We start from the raw sequence: 20055 nt of genomic DNA, 5'->3' as shown, positions 1-20055 counted from the left end.
CTAAATACTTACAACATCTCAATCGCCTGATATTGCTGTTGAAGTTTTTCTATATTATCCAAATACCCCTGCATTTTTTCCCGCTCTTTAGCGATAACTTGCTCCGGTGCTTTGGTAATAAAGGCTTCATTGCTGAGTTTGTTTTCAATTCGAACAATTTCACCTTTCAATTTTTCAATTTCTTTAGTCAATCTTGTGAGTTCTTGCTCTTTATTAATAAAACCTGCCATTGGAATAAAAATTTCATTATTTTCAACCAGTTTCGTGACCGAAAGTGGCGGTTCTTCATTGACGTCCAGTAAAGTAATCGTAGACAATTTTGCCATAGATTGTAATAAAGTGCGGTTATTTTCAAGGCAAATTTTTGTTTCCTCTGAAATGTTTCTCAGCAACAGTTCCAACGCATGACTCGGTGAAATATTGCATTCCGCACGAATATTACGCACCGCTACAATCACTTCTTTTAACCAATTCATTTGGCTTTCCGCCTCTAGATCAAGCCGATTTTCCTCTATGCGTGGAAATGGTTGTAACATAATGGTATCGCCTGATAACTTCATTACACCCTTCAATTTCTGCCAAATTTCTTCCGTGATAAATGGAATAATTGGATGTGCTAAACGCAATAATTTCTCTAATATATTGAGAAGCATGCGACTTGTACCACGTTTTTGAGCATCCGTACCATGAGCAAATACAGGCTTGGTTAGCTCTAAATACCAATCGCAGAACTGATTCCAAGTAAAATCGTAAATCGTATTTGCCACTAAATCGAAACGGTATTGCTTAAGTGCGGTGCGAAATGCGTCTATAGTGCGGTTGAATTGACTCTCAATCCAACGATCCGCCAACGAATATTCCGCTTCGCCCTCACTTAGATCCAATTTTTCGTGGGTTAATACATAACGACTAGCATTCCATAATTTATTACAGAAATTGCGGTAGCCCTCCAAACGTTTCATATCCCAATTGATATCACGTCCATTGCTCGCTAACGCCGCAAGGGTAAAGCGTAACGCATCCGTTCCATGTGCAGAAATGCCATGTTCAAATTCTTTACGAGTTGCTTTAGCAATTTTTTCCGCCAATTGTGGTTGCATCATATTGCCGGTGCGTTTTTCAAGCAAATCCTCAAGACTGATACCATCAATCATATCAATCGGGTCTAACACGTTCCCTTTGGATTTGGACATTTTTTGCCCTTGTTCATCACGAATTAAACCTGTTACATAAACGGTTTTAAACGGTACTTGCGGTTTGCCGTTTTCATCTTTGATGAAGTGCATCGTGAACATAATCATTCTTGCTACCCAAAAGAAGATGATGTCAAAACCGGTGATTAATACATCGGTCGGGTGAAATATTTTCAGTTCTTTGGTTTGCTCAGGCCAGCCAAGTGTTGAGAATGTCCATAATCCGGACGAGAACCAAGTGTCTAATACGTCTTCATCCTGTTTTAACGCTACGTCTGAAGTTAAGCCGTATTTTGACCGCACTTCCGCTTCATCTCGAGCAACATAGACATTGCCTTGTTCATCATACCAAGCCGGAATACGATGTCCCCACCAAAGTTGACGAGAAATACACCAATCTTGAATATCACGCATCCAAGAGAAGTAAAGATTTTCATACTGTTTAGGTACGAATTGGATTTCGCCGTTTTCCACCGCTTTGGTGGCGACTTCGGCAAGCGGTTTCACGCTCACATACCATTGATCGGTCAGCATCGGCTCAATCGGCACGCCACCACGGTCACCGTAAGGGACTTTTAAGTCGTGCGGTTTGATTTGGTCTAATAAGCCGAGAGCCTCAAAATCAGCCACGATTTTCTTACGAGCCACAAAACGCTCTAAGCCTTGATAGTCCTGTGGAATAAGTGCGGTGTAATTTTCGAGAGTTTTTCCGTCTGTGCCGATAATTTCTGCTTCCGCACGAATATCGGCATTGAGCGTCATCACATTTACCATCGGCAAGGCGTGGCGTTTGCCCACTTCGTAGTCGTTAAAGTCATGTGCAGGGGTAATTTTTACCACGCCGGTACCGAACTCACGATCCACATATTCATCGGCAATAATCGGAATTTCACGGTTGGCAAGCGGTAGCACGACCGTTTTGCCAATCAGCGATTGATAACGCTCATCTTCGGGGTGAACCGCAACCGCTGTATCGCCCAACATTGTTTCAGGACGAGTGGTCGCCACCACTAAATAATCTAAGCCCTCAGCGGTTTTCGCACCGTTAGCAAGCGGATAGCGGAAGTGCCAAAGCGAGCCTTTGCTCTCTTTGTTTTCAACTTCAAGATCGGAAATGGCAGTGTGCAGTTTCGGATCCCAGTTTACTAGGCGTTTGCCACGGTAAATCAAGCCTTCTTCGTGTAAGCGAACAAACACTTCTTTCACCGCATTAGACAAGCCTTCGTCCATCGTAAAACGCTCACGATCCCAGTCGATTGAGTTACCAAGTCGTCTCATTTGCTGGCTGATGGTACCGCCCGAATAGGCTTTCCAATCCCAGATTTTGTTGATAAAGGCTTCACGCCCATAATCGTGGCGGGTTTTGCCCTCTTCGGCTGCGATTTTACGCTCCACCACCATTTGGGTCGCAATCCCCGCGTGGTCAGTCCCCGCCTGCCAAAGGGTGTTGTTACCTTCCATACGGTTGAAACGGATTAAGGTATCCATCAATGTCTGCTGGAAAGCGTGTCCCATATGCAAACTCCCCGTTACATTCGGTGGCGGAATAGCGATGCAGTAACTTGGAACATTCGGGTTTTCATTCGGCTTAAAATAGCCTTGTGATTCCCAGTGTTGGTAGAGTGCTTGCTCTACGGCGGAAGGGTTGAAACGATCTTCCATTGTGAAGTTTTGGATCATTGGTTTTTTCTCTAATATATATCAAATCAGTTTTATTGATGAATTTAATCTGTCAAGACTGGCATTATAGTATTTCTCATCAATTTCTATTCCAATATATCTTCTATTAAGCTCTAATGCGGCTACTCCCGTAGAAGCAACCCCATTAAAGCAATCTAAAACAATATCATTTGGATTCGAAGCAATTTCAATAATTCTTTTTAGAATTTTTACTGGTTTTTGCGTTGGGTGTAATCTTTTACCTGCCTTATCTTTTATTCTTTCCTTTCCCATGCAAATAGGGCTTTCAATAAAATTATGCATTTCATTTTGTTTGGAAAAATTCCAAGTATGCCCTTTATTCCAGCAACATACTATTAGTTCGCAGCTATTTAAAAATGAAGACTTCCTAATGTTTGGGATAGGATTAGTTTTATGCCATACCATAAACTGAAATGTGTCAAATTCAGGATCGAATACTTTATGATACTCCCCTAATAAGTTATAGCTACAAAATATAAATATATTTCCATTTGGTTTGAGAACTCGCTTAAACTCAGATAATAGTCGATTAGGATTTAATGGCTCCTCATCCCATACAGCAACATCATTATTGACTTCACTTCTCCAATCAAATTTCATATTTCCTGTACTATATTGAGCTAAATTATATGGCGGATCAGTAAGAATAAGATCTATACTATTATCAGGAAGATCTTTTAATTTCTCAAAACAATCTCCTTGCAACAAGCTAAATTTACTTATTTTATCAACTTCAATCATAATCAAAAATACAGTTTTTTAATTTTATCTAATGATTCTTTTATTTTCAGAGCAGATTTTTGATATTGTTCAAATACAATATCAAATCCATCTTTATCATTACATACAAAGTTCCAATAATCAGTTCCGATCAATAATTCATCTTCTGCAAAAAACTGCTTGACTCTCTCTTGTTTCCATTCTTTACCTTCTCCAAATTTATTATAGGCTGTTGCAAAATATATTCTAATAGTAGCACTATTATCATTAAGAAGAAGATTTTTAAGTAGAAAATATTCATCTAAAAGAGCATTCTTTTCTGCTTTTGATTTTTTATTATCAAGATCACCTGATGCTTTCAATTCTATTAAGAAATGTTCATTTGTTTCTTCATTGACGAAATAATGATCTGTAACGTGAGTTGTTTTGAAGCTAGTAATGTCTTTTGGATATAAACAGCTAAAACTCTCATAATGTTCTCTTGCAGGCTTATATTCGTGCTTAAAATATCCATCAAGAATAGATGAAGTTCTCTGTATCTGCTCAGGAAGAATAAAGGAATTTATGTTTCCTTTTACTGTATAAGATAAGGTTGCAATATTATTTCCAAGTTTTTCTAAAACATTACCAAAAGAAGAATCAAAGCTTCTAACAAATGCAGAGTAGAACATAAATTCTTCGCCTAATTCTGCCATAAAACAATTATTCTTTTTAGCGTTAATAACTCCTTCTGGATCATTTACTTCATTAGAGTATCTGCTTAATAATCCAGTAGCAAAGCTTTGAATAGCAGAGTCCACCATACCTTGAATAGCTTTTCTTTTTAGATCTTCCATAAAAATTTACTCACTTCATTTGTTAGATTCTTTAATAATTTCTTCACGTCCGTCCGGATAATGCTGAATCAAATCCCCATTTTCACGACGATAAGTCAGCACTTCGTGCTTTTTCTTTTCTTCAAACCAAGCGGTAAAAAGAATATCTAGCTCACGCTGTTTTTTGAGTAATTCTTCACGGCTTGTCATTTTATGTCCTCTGTTCCAAAATCGCCAAATATCTTTCCAGTTCCGTTAATTCATATCGACTAATCAATTCAACCAAACGACTTATATCCTGCTGATTTTTATGGAAATCATCAAAACATTGGTAATAGTTTGCTCGATGAGTAAATTTAATATCAACAGGTAAATAGCCGTGTTTCAATAATTCAAAATTAATCAGTAATCGCCCTGTGCGTCCGTTGCCGTCAATAAACGGGTGAATACTTTCAAAGGCTAAATGCAACCAACTAATTGCTTCTATGGGGTGAAGTGCGGTCAGTTTTTGTTGATATTTTTCAATCAATGACTGCATTTCTTCAGCAATTAAATAAGGAGCTGTCGGTTCGTTTTCCGCCCCTAAAATACGCACCGGAATTTTACGATAAACGCCTCGGCTTTCGGCATTATTCATTAAAACAAGCGAATGAATATCTTTAATGGTTCGCTCGCTTAACGGTTCATTATGGGCTACCAATTCATAAATATAGTTAAAAGCATCTTTAAAACCGATAATATCCAAATGTTCTCGTAATGACTTTTCCGCAATCGTCATTCCCTCTTTTAAAATCAGCACTGTTTCACGCAGGGTAATGGTATTGCCTTCAATCGCATTGGAATTATATGAGCTTTCAATAATAAATTCTTCTCGCAGACGCTTTACTTCGGATTCAGAAAGCGGACGATATTGTGTAAGCTGATTTTTTAGCTGATCGATTTGGATTAATTTACGATTCATTTTTGCAAAATTTCCCGAAAATCTAACCGCTCTTTCCCCATTAGAAACCGTGTGAAGCTGGGCATAAATTAGCCATTCTACGGCTTGTTATTTTTCTAACTTACCGCCTAGAGAGAAGAGATTATCTAGCGTAGATGTCTTAAATCTAACGACTACTCATCTTTCTATTTACGCAATTGAGATTTTAGTCGTTCAATTTCACTTTTTAAGCGTTGTGCTTCTTCTACACAAAATTCGCTTTTATTTCCATCGGTGCAATGAAGGCTTTGGTATTGTTTTTCTAAAATCGCAATAACTTTTTTGGTTTCATTTTTTTCCGCTACTTTTTTAGCTTCAACCTGTTTAACTTTATTTTCAGCTAATTTTTCTTGGTTTATTGCTGAATCAGTGCTAGCTTCTTCGGTTGTTGATTTCATTCCTTCTGACATCTTATCAGTTTGAACATGTTGCACAGGTGTTTCAGTGCTGTTTTCCACCGCACTTTCCAGTTGTTTTTGTTCAACTTGCTCCGTCTGCTTGTTATCCATTTTTTCGGTTGATACACTTTCTTGTGATTTTTCACAAGCAACCAATCCGAATAGCAATCCAACGAGTGTGGTAGCCAAAATTTTAGATTTCATAAAAAAACTCCTTATAAAAATTTACATATTTTCTGTTTGTAATTGCCAACCTTGCGAACGAAGCGATTTATAGCGTTCTCTCGCAAGAATTTTTAACTGCTCATCAACTGGCACAAAATCAATTAGCTGATTAAAACTCATAATAAAATCAGGTAATTGAGATTGCAGATTAATCAGTATATCCCGTCGTTGCGTATTACGTTTCCCTTGCCAAGAAATCTCTATCGGCGTTACGTATGAAGTCATTTCACCGGATAAATTGTGCGGTACAAATTCATCAGGATCTCTTTGCCATAAAGCTTCATCAAGTTTTAATGCCTGCTCTTCCGTTTCACAAGTGATTAATACTTTTTTCCCCAACCGCCAAGCGGAGGCGGCAAGATCGCAAGCAAGACTTTCTTCCGCAAAAAGTCCGTTTTTTCCTTGTTGTTGAGAAAGAATATAAAATTGAGCTTGCTTGATCATTATTGTTGTAATAACTAAAAATGGACGAATGCCGAATTCTAACGAAAATCATGTAAAGAGAAAACATTAATTTTTACTTTATACGCTATTTCCATAAAAGTGCGGTCATTTTGAGAAAAAAATAAAGGCATCACCTTTTGGTCATGCCTTCAACAATATTTTTCTCTGCTTAGAATTTCCAACCTAAACCGATGAAAAATACCATTGGGTCAAGGGTTACATCGACTTTATGATGTTGTTCAGAGGAAACCGCTCCTGGAACTCCAACTCCTGGAACTCCAACTCCTGGAACTCCAACTCCTGGAACTCCAACTCCTGGAACGCCCCCCCCATTCGCCTTATTAAAACTTGCTTTTGTTTTAATTTTCGCATACCAAACAGCGGTATTTAAATAAAGATTATCGGACAATTGAATATCTACCCCTGCGTTAAATACTGCTCCCCAAGAATCTTTTAATTTAAGATTGGAAACATTTGCCATTATCGCTTTTTCACCAAAGAATTTAGTATAGTTCACACCGGCACCAATATAAGGACGTGCTTTAGAATCTTTGTTTAAGAAATAATATTGTAAATATAGGCTTGGCGGTAAATGTTTTGTTTTACCTACTAAGGTACTACCTAATGTAATTTTATGATGAAACGGTGTTGCAGCTAATAACTCAACCCCGAAGTTATCTGTCATCATATAGGTTCCGGTTAACCCCAATTGGGCATTTTTGTTTACATCAAACTTAAACGTATCATGGTTTGTTGATGTTTTCGGCACAACTAAAATAGGACCACCCCGAACAATAAAACTGCCTGCTTCATGTGCTGTTGCACTTCCTGCCACCAATGCAGCCGCCACGCTAAGTACTAATGCTGTTTTTTTCATAGAAAATTCCTCATCTATTTAGAATATTTGCTCACAATAAAAATTGCCGATTTATGCAATCGGCGGGTACAATACCACTTAAGAGGTATTATTTCCGTGAACTAGATCAAATTTATAAAATTTTGTTAAAAATTTTTTTAAAATCGCTACAATCAGCTTACTAAAAGTTTAAATCTCCTCTTTAGTATGATTAAGGTCTGTAATAAGGATTTTTATACTTTCGGCTGTAAACACAGTATAATGCGTAACGTTTGCTTTTATTTATGGATTTTTGAATGATTAATTTTACTCATATATTTCAAGATTGTTGGAACTTTGTACGCAATCAACAAAAAATCACGCTACAATTTACCGCTCTTTTATTTATTGTTTCTGTATTTGCTTTATTTTTTAAACAGTCAATACAAACAGACACGCTTGAGCTATCAGAAACAATATCAAATACGGAAACTTTGCAACTCAGTCATTACCTGTTCATATCGGGTTTATTGAGAATGTTTATTTCTGCTTGGGGAATATTAACCATTCACCAACTCAGTCAACATATCGAACCGCAACTGTCTCAAAGCGTTATATCGACAACTAAACGTTTCGGAGGGCTTTTGTTACTCAATATATTAATAGCTATTCCTTTGGGTATCGGTACAAGTGAAATTCTAGTTTCAGCTATCATGCACAAATCACCTTCTATCTTTTCTTTATTTGCACTCGCATTAGGTATATTTGTGTTTGTGCGTCTTAATTTACTCAATGTCCATTACCTCATACATAATCACTCCATTAGTCAAAGTTTAAAAACAATGTGGAAAAGCGGAGTAAAACGCACACACCTGTTATTCTTATATACTTTAATCAATTGCCTATTGCCTTTTTTATTAAGACAGCTTTCGCTATTTCTCAGTCATAATCTGTTTATGGAAATCTTAATCACTGCAATAATTTCCCTTGCAGAGGTATTTCTATTAATTTTCACTTACCGTTTTTACACTCTCTTTATGCAACAAAGGGGACAATAATGAAACAACTATTAGAATTTATCCCATTGATCTTATTCTTTGCTGTTTACAAATTACAAGGTATTCAAGCCGCTGCCATTACGCTGATTATTGCAACGTTAATTCAACTCATGATTTTAAAACTTAAATATGGAAAAATTGAGAAACAGCAACTTATTATGGGAAGTGCGGTAGTTTTTTTCGGTTCTCTAAGTGCCTATTTTAATGAATTGGAATTTTTAAAATGGAAAGTTACCGTTGTTTATGCCCTTTTTTCCTTGATTTTGCTTGTCAGCCAATATGGTTTTAAAAAACCTTTAATCCAACAATTATTAGGCAAAGAAATTCAGCTTCCCACTTATGTTTGGCATAACCTCAATTTAGGTTGGGCAGTCTTTTTCTTACTTTGTATGCTGATTAATCTTTACATAAGCCAGTATCTTTCTGATGACATCTGGGTTGATTTTAAAACCTTCGGCATTCTCGGCATGACACTGATTGCAACATTAGTAACCGGTGTTTATATTTATCGTTATTTACCTAAATCAGAACAAGAATAAGGAAAATCTATGTCAGTATTTATTGAAACTAATACAGGTCGTCAATCGAAGGGAGTTCTCTTATTACGTACCTTAGCTATGCCTTCAAATACGAATGCGAATGGCGATATTTTCGGCGGTTGGATTATGTCAAAAATGGATATAGGCGGTGCCATTTTAGCTAAAGAAATTGCTCATGGACGTGTTGTAACAGTAGCTGTAAACAGTATGACATTTATCAAACCTATTGCTGTCGGCGATGTGGTTTGCTGTTATGGGGAATGTGTAAAAATTGGCCGCTCTTCCGTTCAAATCAAAATTGAAGTATGGGTCAAAAAGGTTGCCAGCGAACCTATTGGTGAACGCTATTGTGTAACGGAAGCTGTTTTCACTTTTGTTGCCGTAGATGCACAAGGTAAACCTCGAGCCATACCAAGAGACAATAATCCGGAAGTAGAAAAAGCATTGGCACAAATTTCAGCAAATAACTCATAATAAATAGGAGAAATAAACCATGATGTACTATGTTATTTTTGCTCAAGATAAACCTGATACATTAGCATTACGCTTATCCGTCAGAGAACAACACCTTGAACGTTTAAAACAATTACAAGCTGAAGATAGGTTATTAACTGCGGGACCTAATCCTGCTATAGATGATGAAAATCCTGGAGAAGCAGGTTTTACCGGTTCAACTGTTATTGCAAAATTCAATAGCTTAGAAGAAGCGGAGCAATGGGCAAATACAGATCCTTATATTGCAGCCGGTGTATATGATAAAGTCATCATTAAACCATTTAAAAAAGTCTTTTAAACATTTTGTGTTCTACTTTAAAAAAGGCGGTTATTTTTTAATAATCGTCTTTTTTCTATTGTTCATCTATAAATTCCGTATTATGATGAATTCGGTCTATTTGTATTACAATTTTTTAACAAAAATGACCGCACTTTCTCTTTTCTCTACTCAACAATCTTAATGGAGTGAATAATGTGCGATTTTCTACAAACTTACCAAAAACATGTCGATGAACGAGCTAAACAAGGCGTCGTCCCTAAACCTTTAGATGCAGAGCAAACAGCTCAATTAATTGAATTATTGAAAAATCCCCCGATAGGAAAAGAAGATTTCCTACTTGATTTATTTGAGAATCGTATTCCTGCTGGTGTTGATGAAGCTGCTTATGTTAAAGCCGGTTTTTTAGCCGCACTGGCACAAAGTGCGGTAACTTGTAAATTAATTTCACCCAGCAAAGCAGTAGAAATTTTGGGAACTATGCAAGGTGGTTACAATATTGAGCCATTATTGACCGCACTTGATAATCCTGAATTAGCACCTATAGCAGTGAAAGCGTTGTCTTCTACTTTGCTGATGTTTGATAATTTTCATGATGTCGCACAACGAGCAGAAAACGGTAACATTTTTGCACAACAGATTTTGCAATCTTGGGCTAATGCTGAATGGTTTTTATCTCGCCCTCAACTTGCAGAAAAATTAACCTTAACCGTATTTAAGGTGAGCGGTGAAACTAATACTGATGATCTTTCGCCAGCACAAGATGCTTGGTCTCGTCCTGATATTCCATTACATGCTCTTGCTATGTTAAAAAATGCCCGAGAAGGCATTAAACCGGATGATAATGGTAATATTGGTCCAATCAAACAATTAGAAACACTGAAACAAAAAGGCTTTCCGTTGGTTTATGTAGGCGATGTTGTGGGAACTGGGTCTTCACGTAAATCTGCGACTAACTCAGTTTTATGGTTTATGGGGGAAGATATTCCTTATATTCCGAATAAACGTGCCGGCGGTGTGGTGTTAGGGGGAAAAATTGCACCTATTTTCTTTAATACGCTAGAAGATGCCGGATCATTGCCAATTGAAGTAGATGTCAGCCGTTTAAATATGGGCGATGTCATCGATGTTTATCCTTATGAAGGCAAAATTTGTCGTCATGACAGTAATGATATTTTAGCTGAATTTAGCTTAAAAACTAATGTGTTATTAGACGAAGTTCGTGCCGGTGGACGTATTCCATTGATTATCGGGCGAGGCTTAACTCACAAAGCAAGAGTTGCATTAGGATTGCCTGAAAGCGATGTTTTTGCCAAACCACAAAGTGCGGTGCAAAATCAAAAAGGTTTCACTTTGGCACAAAAAATGGTGGGGCGAGCTTGCGGTGTAGAGGGTATTCGTCCCGGACAATATTGTGAACCTCGAATGACTTCCGTTGGCTCACAGGATACTACAGGACCTATGACCCGAGATGAGCTTAAAGATTTGGCTTGTTTAGGTTTTTCGGCTGATTTAGTGATGCAATCTTTCTGTCATACTGCCGCCTATCCAAAACCTGTTGATGTGGTTACTCATCATACCTTACCCGATTTTATTATGAATCGAGGAGGCGTATCTTTACGTCCTGGCGATGGCGTTATCCATTCATGGTTAAATCGTATGTTATTACCTGACACAGTAGGAACCGGCGGAGATTCTCATACCCGTTTTCCAATAGGTATCTCTTTCCCGGCAGGTTCCGGACTGGTCGCTTTTGCGGCGGCAACCGGAGTAATGCCTTTGGATATGCCTGAAAGCGTTTTAGTGCGTTTTAAAGGTGAAATGCAAGCAGGGATTACATTACGAGACTTGGTTCATGCCATTCCTTATTATGCGATTAAACAAGGATTGCTTACCGTAGAAAAGAAAGGTAAAAAGAACATTTTTTCAGGTCGTATTTTAGAAATCGAAGGCTTGGAGCAATTAAAGGTAGAGCAAGCATTTGAACTGTCCGATGCCTCCGCTGAACGCTCCGCAGCTGCTTGTACGATTAAACTTGCTAAAGAACCTATTATCGAATATTTACAATCTAATATTGTTCTACTTAAATATATGATTGCCGAAGGCTATGGTGACGTCCGTACCCTTGAACGCCGTATTCGAGCAATGGAAAATTGGTTAATGAATCCTCAACTATTAGAGGCGGATAAAGATGCCGAATATGCGGCTGTTATTGAAATTGATCTCAATGAAATCAAGGAGCCTATTTTATGTGCCCCGAATGATCCTGATGATGCTCGTTTACTTTCTGAAGTTCAGGGCGACAAAATTGATGAAGTATTCATCGGTTCTTGCATGACGAATATTGGTCATTTCCGTGCAGCAGGTAAATTATTAGCTCGCTTTAACGGTACAATTCCAACAAGGCTATGGCTTGCTCCCCCTACTAAAATGGATGCTAAGTTGCTTAGTGACGAAGGTTATTACAGCATTTATGGTAAAAGTGGGGTAAGAATTGAAGTACCGGGTTGTTCTCTTTGTATGGGAAACCAAGCTCGTGTTGCCGATGGTGCGACGGTAGTTTCAACATCAACTAGAAACTTCCCAAATCGTTTAGGACAAGGAGCAAATGTGTATCTCGCCTCGGCAGAATTATCAGCCGTTTCTGCATTGTTAGGTAAATTACCTACCCCATCTGAATATTTAGATTTTGTTCAAAATTTGCAACAAGATAAAGACGATACCTATCGCTATATGAATTTTGATCAAATGAATAGTTATATTCAGAAAGCGGATAATGTCATCTTTAAAACATTTGTTTAAATATCAGATGCAAATATAAAGTGGCTAATTAGCCACTTTATATTCATCAAGTTTCCCTATAGCTGACAGGGGCTTTTAGATAGTAGTTAACTCTTTAATCAAATTGAGATTTCCGTTATTTCGTGACCTAGTTCACAAACATAGATTTTACTTTACATATGTTCTTGACTGTTTGCTCTAAACGATTATGATTAATCCAATTCATTTTAATTTATATTGTGATTAATTTACTTCATTTTAGGGAATGATATTCTGTGTAAGTGTAAGGAACGTTGTATTAATCTCAATAAGTGTGTGCAAAATAGACTTTTAAGGAGCATGTATGACAAATTACATTGAAAATGAATCTCGCCGTAATTTCATGAAAGTATTGGCTGGTGTCGGTGCAGGAATTGCCTTTAGCGGTACATTAGGTAGTTTTGTTTCTAAGGCGAAGGCCACTTCAACAACAGGTAGTAGCATTGAAGCAGGAATAGCTTATCCCCTATCAACCGGTTTTGATCCGTCCACTTCCAGTGGAGCCTCTTCCTTTGCCGCCAACATGCACTTTTTTGAAGGATTAGTGGATTTACACCCTGCCACCCGTGAACCTTATCTCGCCTTAGCTGCAAAAGAACCTGAACAAGTTGATGATATAACATGGCGTGTTACATTACGTGACGGTGCGACTTTCCACGATGGTACACCTGTTACCACAGAGGATATAGTATATTCTTATCAGCGTATTTTAGATCCAAAAAATGCTTCACTATTTATACAATTCATTCCGTTTATTGATTCAGTCAACGCTTTAGATGATACAGTGGTAGAATTTAAGTTGAAGTACCCGTTTTCTCTTTTTAAATTGCGATTAGGTATTGTAAAAATTGTACCTAAACATGTGATTGAGGCTGTAGGACAAACGGTATTTGATGCAAATCCGGTAGGATCCGGACCATATAAATTTGTTTCAGCCGTAAAAGACGATCGCATTGTATTTGCAGCACACAATGCTTATAACGGTCCATATCCTGCTCGTGTAGAAAAAATGACATGGTTTTTACTATCCGATGATGCCGCTCGCACAGCGGCACAAGAGTCCGGACGTACTCAAGCAATGGAAAGTGTTCCTTATTTAGACGCATCTCGCTTAAAACGTAAAAGTGCGGTTGAATCCGTGCAATCTTTCGGATTGTTATTCTTAATGTTTAATTGTAAGAAAGCCCCATTTAACAATCCCAAAGTACGTCAAGCTTTACACTATGCACTGGATACACAAAAATTAATTGATATTGTATTCTTAGGTAATGCAAAAGCTGCCACTTCTTACACTCAAGATACGCATCCTGATTATGTCAAGGCTTCAACCCAGTATGATTATAATCCTGAAAAAGCCACCGCACTTTTAAAAGAAGCAGGTCTGAATAAATTAGAGTTTCAATTGCTTTCTACAGATCATTCTTGGATAAAAGAATGTGCCCCTTTAGTTTTAGAATCTTGGAATAAAATTCCGGGTGTGAAAGTAACTTTACAGCATCTACAATCTGGAGCATTGTATGGTGGTTACGTAGACAAAGGAAATTATGAAGTCGTAATGGCACCGGGGGATCCATCAGTATTTAGCAACGATTTGGATCTCTTATTGAGCTGGTGGTATCGTGGTGATGTTTGGCCGAAAAAACGCTTCGGTTGGTCAGATACCCCTGAATATGCGAAATTGCAATTATTACTTGATGATGCAATTAAAGCAAAACAGCCATCAGATGCAAAAGCGGCTTGGACTCAGGCTATTAATCTTATTGCTGAACAAGTACCGCTTTATCCAATTTTGCACCGTAAATTACCAACCGCTTGGAATAACAAATCACTGGATGGTTTCCAACCAATTCCAACTACCGGACTTTCATTTATTGGTGTAGGTCGCAAATAATTAACTTTTCTCACTTTCTGCTTGTTTTTAATGAGCAGAAAGTGCGGTCATTTATATGTGGTTATGATTAACAGCCCTATCTTTATTGACAGCAGATTCATTCTACTGACTTGGTTTGTATAGTTGGAGAAAAATAATGGAAATTGTCTTTCGCTTATTACTTCGTCGTTTAGCGGCATTACCCATAATGATATTAGGTGTGAGTGCTTTGGTTTTTATTATCTTGCAATTTACACCGGGTGATCCTGCCACTGTTGCATTAGGGGAAGGTGCAAGTGAGGCGGCAAAGCAACTTTATCGAGAACAGCACGGTTTAAATGATCCCGTAATTGTGCAATATTTTCGTTTTATCGGAAATTTAATTCACTTAGATTTCGGTATGACAACACCGCCCGAACAACCTATTACTTCTTTGATTGCGAAAGCCTTTCCATTAACTTTACAGCTGACTTTTATCGGTGTATTCCTCGCTGCAATAGTTTCCTTTACTTTAGGGGTTATTGCCGCACTTTACCGTGATACGTGGATTGATCAAATTATTCGTTTATTATCGGTAGCCGCAGTAGCAACACCTTCTTTTTGGCTTGGGATTTTGTTAATTCAATATTTTGCACTGGAACTGGATTGGTTACCTTCCGGCGGATTTACTTCTTTTAGTGAAGATCCGAGCGGTTATTTTTATTCGATGATTTTGCCTTCACTCGCTTTAGCTGTACCTGTGTGTGCATCTCTAATTCGGGTTGTACGAACTACGATGGTGGAAGAAATGGATAAAGATTATGTGCGAACAGCCATTGGTAATGGCGTTCCTTATGCAACCGTTATTCGTCATAATGTATTACGAAATGCGTTGATTACCCCCGTTACTGTATTGGGGTTAAGAATTGGTTATTTGCTGGGAGGTGCGGTAGTTATTGAGCAAATTTTTGACCTGCCAGGTATGGGAAAATTAATTTTTAACGGTATCGTCAATCATGATTTGCATTTAGTACAAGGTGTTGTACTAACAATCGCCTTTAGTTTTGTATTGGTCAATATTATCGTTGATGTATTGTACCTTGTGATCAATCCAAAAATTCGGAGTTTATGATGTTTCGTCAAGGATTAGCCGAAAGACTTGCTCAAGGCGGAGCAAGATTCAAAGCGTTATCAATGGCCTCTAAAATTGCTTTAATGTTTATCATGTTGATTGCATTAATTGCTATTTTTGCACCTTGGGTTTCTCCTTATGATCCATTACAAACCTTACGACCGGTGCAAGCACCAAATAGTGACTATTGGTTTGGCACAGATCGTCTAGGACGAGATATTTTCTCTCGTTTAGTGTTTGGTGCAAGAACATCATTGTTTATTGGCTTAGGTGCGGTAGGTTTTGCAATAATTTTTGGTAGCATACTAGGTGCAACCGCTGCTACAGCGAGTAAATTTGGTAATGAAGTCATCATGCGTCTAATGGATATTTTAATGGCATTTCCGGGAATTGCATTAGCTGCGGTATTATTGGCTACTTTTGGTAACTCTGTTCCGATTATTATTTTAACTATCGCAGTAGTTTATACGCCACAGTTAGCAAGGGTTGTACGAGCTAATGTAGTTTCTCAGTGGGAAGAAGATTATATTAGAGCGGAGCGAGTAATTGGTGGCAGTAGAAGCTATATTTTATTAAAGCATGTAGTTCGCAATACTGCCGCCCCTGTTTTGGTTTTTGCTACAGTGATGGTAGCAGATGCAATTGTATTGGAAGCTTCTCTTTCCTTCTTAGGAGCCGGAGTACAACCCCCTTATCCATCTTGGGGAAATGTTTTATCCGAAGGTCGAAATTTAGTATTAAGTGGCTTTTGGTGGGCCACTACCTTTGCTGGATTAATGATTTTGTTGACCGTTTTATCACTTAATATTTTGTCAGAAGGACTAACTGATGCTCTCGTGAATCCAAAACTTAAACGTAATCCAAATAACAAAGGTGATGTATCAAAGCCTCTTGCTACCGATGTACAAGAAGCTATGGCGGAAAGTTTAGCACTTAAACGTTATTTATTAAAATTAAATCAAAAAGAATCGGAACGTACTGATAGAATGCAACTTAATTCAGCAATGAAGCCAATTTTGCAAGTAAAGAATTTATCTATTCGTTTTCCAAATCGTTATGGTGATATTCCACTAGTGGATAATATTAGTTTTACTGTTCATGAAGGTGAAACTATGGGGCTGGTAGGCGAGTCAGGCTGTGGTAAATCAATTTCTGCATTTTCCATTATGGGATTATTGCCTAAAACAGCCAAGATTACAGGAGAAATACTTTTTACAGATCGTGCAGGAAATCAACATGATTTATTGAAAACAGATAAATTAAATGATTTACGTGGTCACGAAATTTCTATGATTTATCAAGATGCTTTAAGTGCGTTAAACCCATCAATGCGAATTAAAGATCAAATGGCACAACTGATTCAGCGTGGCGGAAAAAAAAGTGCGGAAACACTTTTACGATGGGTTAAATTAGAGCCTGAAAAAACGTTAAATCGCTATCCCCACGAATTATCGGGCGGACAACGTCAACGAGTATTAATTGCAATGGCATTGGCTAGAGAACCGAAATTATTGATTGCTGATGAACCTACTACCGCACTTGATGTAACAGTGCAGGCAGAAGTAATTAAATTACTTAATGAATTACGAGAAAAATTGGGCTTTGCTATGGTTTTTGTTAGCCATGATTTAGCCTTAGTAGCACAAATCGCTCATCATATTACAGTAATGTATGCAGGGCAGGTAGTAGAAGTCGCTCCAACAAGTTCATTATTAATGAATCCAATGCATGAATACACTAGAGGGTTGCTGGGTTCAGTACTTTCTACTGAGTGTAGAGCGGAACGCTTGTATCAAATTCCTGGCAGTGTACCATCGCCTTTTGATTTTGCTGAAGGAGATCGATTTGCCAGTCGTTCTCTTCGTCCTAATGCAAATCCAAATCAACATTTGAAATTAGTACAAGCAGAAGATAATCCGAAACATTTATGGGCATCGCATTTGGAGAATTAAAACATGAGTATGAAAGTGTTAAAAAAACAACCAATCATTGAATTACAAGATATTGTGGTGCAATTTCCTTCCCGTGATGGTTCAATATTTAATCCGAAAAAATTTACTGCTATAGATGGTATTAGCCTAAATATTCAGGCAGGAGAAACTTTGGGTTTAGTGGGACAATCAGGTTGCGGTAAATCAACGCTCGCCAATGTTATGATTGGTTTACAAAAACCCTCTTCTGGCACAGTAAAATTTAACGGTTTAAAGATGAAATACGGAAGTGCAGAGGCTCGCAAACAATTCGGACGACAAGTTTCAGTGATTTTTCAAGATCCTGCCACCGCACTTAATCCAAGAATGCGAGTAATAGATATATTAAAAGATCCAATGAATATCCATAATGTACTGCACCCCCATGAACGTGAAAAACGGGTGTATGAACTTCTTTTCCGAGTGGGATTACCTCGCTCTGCAGCATTGGTTGAACCTACACGACTGTCGGGTGGACAAAAACAACGAGTTGCTATTGCTCGTGCATTGGCATTAAACCCAAAGTTAATCGTAGCGGATGAACCTACTTCTGCCCTTGATGTGTCTGTACGGGCTCAAGTGTTAAATTTACTTGCCGATCTTAAAAAAGAGTTAAATCTCGCAATGGTGTTTATCTCTCATGATTTACAAACTGTTCGTCAAGTATCTGATCGTATTGTGGTGATGAATGGAGGCTTGATTGTAGAACAAGGTGATGCAATGGACGTTTTTGATAATCCACAACAGGAATATACCAAAATTTTGCTCAATGCAGCACCATCATTATTGTAGTAGTTAATTAAGCAGAAGATATTGCTGATATTTTTGTGATGTGGGCATTGAATTTATCTTTAATAAAAGATTTATAGATTATGACAAATATTAAATTTCACCACCAAATTGAAACGGAATTATTGATTGTTGGAGCTGGTATTGCAGGGTTAGCATGCTGTGTTGAGGCAAAAGCAAAAGGACTTAATCCGATTTTAATTAGCAAATCAATCATAGGTGGAGGTGCAAGTTTTTTTCCGCTAAAAGCGACACTTGGTATTCAAATAACAGGGGATTCCGATGACAAAATTCTCTTTCAACAAGAAATTGAGAGAGTCGCTTGTGGAGTAAATAATCCTAAGATTGTTAGGGCTTATGTGGAAGAATCACCACAAGCTATTGAGCTATTGAGTAAAATTGGATTTACTCCTTGGCTACGACAAGATAACCGCCCTGCTTGCTTTGCATACTATACTCGCCCGATCTATTTAATTAATAACTGGAAACAAAGTGCTAAACGGGCTAAACAAATTTTAATTCAGCACCAAATAGAATTTTATGAAAACTCTGTTTTATTACATATTGTTACTGAACAAAATCAAATTAAAGGTGCTATTTTTGCTCAACAAAAGAGCGGTGAGATTCGCTATATTTTTTGCTACACGAATAATATCATATTAGCCACAGGCGGTATTTCGGGGTTGTATCAAGACAATCTCTATCCCGCAGATATAATAGGTTCGACCCACTATGTAGCTTATCAAGCAGGTGCAAAATTAACCAATCTTGAATTTATTCAATTCATTCCTGCTTTTGTTAAACCTAAGTATAAAGTATTGTTCGGTGAGCATACTTTAAAATATCTGATAAAGGTTACTGATAGCAAAGGTAAGAATTTATTTTCTCATTTATCACCGCAACAATTTCAAAAAATGATACAACAACGTAGTAGCTATGCACCTTTTAGTGTGGATTTTCAAAGTGTTGAATTTGATCTCGTAATAATGAAACATTTGATTGAAAATCCTACTGAGAAAGGAGTGTATCTACATTATTCTCCCGAACTTTACCATGATAAAACGGAATTTTATCAAGTCTATTTAACTTGGCTGGAAAAAGAAATGGATATTCATTTATTACGAGATCAGGTAATAATTCGACCTTTTGCTCATAGTTGCAACGGTGGAATTGAAATCAATGAATACGCCCAAACAGCAGTACAGGGGTTATTTGCGGTAGGGGAAGTTTCTGCATGTATTGAAGGAGCAAATCGTCTAGGAGGGAACTCTGTAGGCGGTAGCCTCGTGTTTGCCAAAAGAGCGATACAAAAAGTTGTGGAAAATGTACCGCACTTTTCTACACAAAATAAAGAACATTATGTGTTAAAGGGAATACGCTATTTACAACATTTAGCCAATCAAGAGAAAAAATCCGCTCACTCATCAAGTGAAATATTGCGACAAGTAAGATCATTAATGAATCAATTTGCCAATGTGTATAGAACTAAAAAAAATTTGCAATGTTTAATTACACAACTACAACATTTGGAAAAAAATTGTCCTATTGATCTCAAAAAGATTCACAGTATTGAAATTTATCATGCTATTAAAACTGCACAATTAGTAGTTCATGCAATGATTAATCGTAAACAATCTTTGGGTTCACATCAAATTAGTTTGAAAGAATAATTTACCGTTATTTTTGACATCCTCCCCCCCTAAAGGCAGGGGATTCCTACCAGCTCCCACAGCAAGCTGTGGGCTACTCTCGGCGGGTTTCTACTGCTGATCTCTATTGAGATTCACTTCATAGACGCTTCGGGTATGTCCTACCC

General features: G+C 37.6%; 18 protein-coding genes. 10 read left to right on the top strand and 8 right to left on the bottom strand.

Going from position 1 to position 20055, the window contains the following annotated elements; translation table 11 throughout:
- Positions 1-8: 8 nt before the first annotated feature.
- The 8 genes from HNR69_RS08365 to HNR69_RS08330 form a co-directional block, all read right to left on the bottom strand.
- A complete protein-coding gene (locus tag HNR69_RS08365; RefSeq protein ID WP_075294166.1) occupies positions 9-2873 on the bottom strand; it encodes a valine--tRNA ligase in 2865 nt (954 codons plus the stop codon).
- A 21-nt stretch (positions 2874-2894) separates the two neighbouring features.
- Positions 2895-3635 carry a DNA-methyltransferase gene (locus tag HNR69_RS08360; RefSeq protein WP_075294165.1) on the bottom strand — a complete coding sequence of 247 codons (741 nt, stop codon included), beginning with the start codon at positions 3633-3635 and terminating at the stop codon, positions 2895-2897.
- 2 nt (positions 3636-3637) lie between these two features.
- On the bottom strand, positions 3638-4450 hold the full coding sequence (locus HNR69_RS08355; RefSeq protein ID WP_075294164.1) for a TdeIII family type II restriction endonuclease: 813 nt from the start codon (positions 4448-4450) through the stop codon (positions 3638-3640).
- Positions 4451-4465: 15 nt separating this feature from the next.
- Entirely contained in the window at positions 4466-4639 is a 174-nt protein-coding gene (locus HNR69_RS08350; protein ID WP_167591116.1) for a hypothetical protein, read from the bottom strand.
- A 1-nt stretch (position 4640) separates the two neighbouring features.
- Positions 4641-5390: a Fic family protein gene (locus tag HNR69_RS08345; RefSeq protein WP_075294163.1), complete on the bottom strand. Its 750-nt coding sequence runs from the start codon at positions 5388-5390 to the stop codon at positions 4641-4643.
- A 164-nt stretch (positions 5391-5554) separates the two neighbouring features.
- Positions 5555-6010 carry a hypothetical protein gene (locus tag HNR69_RS08340; RefSeq protein WP_012341610.1) on the bottom strand — a complete coding sequence of 152 codons (456 nt, stop codon included), beginning with the start codon at positions 6008-6010 and terminating at the stop codon, positions 5555-5557.
- A 21-nt stretch (positions 6011-6031) separates the two neighbouring features.
- Positions 6032-6475, bottom strand: a complete 444-nt coding sequence (locus HNR69_RS08335) for a DNA polymerase III subunit chi (RefSeq protein ID WP_011609418.1) — start codon at positions 6473-6475, stop codon at positions 6032-6034.
- Positions 6476-6644: 169 nt separating this feature from the next.
- Entirely contained in the window at positions 6645-7352 is a 708-nt protein-coding gene (locus tag HNR69_RS08330) for an OmpW family outer membrane protein (protein ID WP_136122159.1), read from the bottom strand.
- Positions 7353-7627: 275 nt separating this feature from the next.
- Here HNR69_RS08330 and HNR69_RS08325 point away from each other — a divergent pair, with 275 nt between their 5' ends.
- The 10 genes from HNR69_RS08325 to HNR69_RS08280 all read left to right on the top strand — a co-directional run bounded on the left by HNR69_RS08325 (position 7628) and on the right by HNR69_RS08280 (position 19909).
- Complete coding sequence (locus tag HNR69_RS08325) at positions 7628-8368, top strand: hypothetical protein (protein WP_011609420.1); 741 nt, start codon at positions 7628-7630, stop codon at positions 8366-8368.
- Entirely contained in the window at positions 8368-8907 is a 540-nt protein-coding gene (locus HNR69_RS08320; protein WP_011609421.1) for a septation protein A, read from the top strand. Before HNR69_RS08325 ends, HNR69_RS08320 begins: the two co-directional genes overlap by 1 nt.
- A gap of 9 nt (positions 8908-8916) precedes the next feature.
- The gene (yciA, locus tag HNR69_RS08315) at positions 8917-9381 is read left to right on the top strand and encodes an acyl-CoA thioester hydrolase YciA (protein ID WP_011609422.1); all 465 of its coding nucleotides are present in this window, start codon (positions 8917-8919) and stop codon (positions 9379-9381) included.
- Between the two features lie 22 nt (positions 9382-9403).
- Entirely contained in the window at positions 9404-9700 is a 297-nt protein-coding gene (locus tag HNR69_RS08310; protein ID WP_075294179.1) for a YciI family protein, read from the top strand.
- Between the two features lie 174 nt (positions 9701-9874).
- Positions 9875-12481: a bifunctional aconitate hydratase 2/2-methylisocitrate dehydratase gene (gene acnB, locus HNR69_RS08305; protein WP_075294162.1), complete on the top strand. Its 2607-nt coding sequence runs from the start codon at positions 9875-9877 to the stop codon at positions 12479-12481.
- 361 nt (positions 12482-12842) lie between these two features.
- Positions 12843-14390, top strand: coding sequence for an ABC transporter substrate-binding protein (locus HNR69_RS08300; protein WP_370505891.1), 1548 nt, complete (start codon positions 12843-12845; stop codon positions 14388-14390).
- 136 nt (positions 14391-14526) lie between these two features.
- Entirely contained in the window at positions 14527-15480 is a 954-nt protein-coding gene (locus HNR69_RS08295) for an ABC transporter permease (RefSeq protein ID WP_075294160.1), read from the top strand.
- Entirely contained in the window at positions 15480-17432 is a 1953-nt protein-coding gene (locus HNR69_RS08290) for a dipeptide/oligopeptide/nickel ABC transporter permease/ATP-binding protein (protein ID WP_075294159.1), read from the top strand. The genes HNR69_RS08295 and HNR69_RS08290 overlap by 1 nt, the downstream gene beginning before the upstream one ends.
- Before the next feature lie 3 nt (positions 17433-17435).
- Positions 17436-18242 (top strand): ABC transporter ATP-binding protein, encoded by an 807-nt coding sequence (locus tag HNR69_RS08285; protein WP_012341601.1) that lies wholly within the window; start codon positions 17436-17438, stop codon positions 18240-18242.
- Between the two features lie 80 nt (positions 18243-18322).
- Positions 18323-19909, top strand: coding sequence for an FAD-binding protein (locus HNR69_RS08280; protein WP_075294158.1), 1587 nt, complete (start codon positions 18323-18325; stop codon positions 19907-19909).
- Positions 19910-20055: the final 146 nt, after the last annotated feature.

The organism is Histophilus somni (genome assembly GCF_014202395.1).
GTDB classification, from domain to species: domain Bacteria; phylum Pseudomonadota; class Gammaproteobacteria; order Enterobacterales; family Pasteurellaceae; genus Histophilus; species Histophilus somni.
Note: the sequence above shows the minus strand (reverse complement) of the source record. Positions and strands in the feature narration are given on the sequence as shown.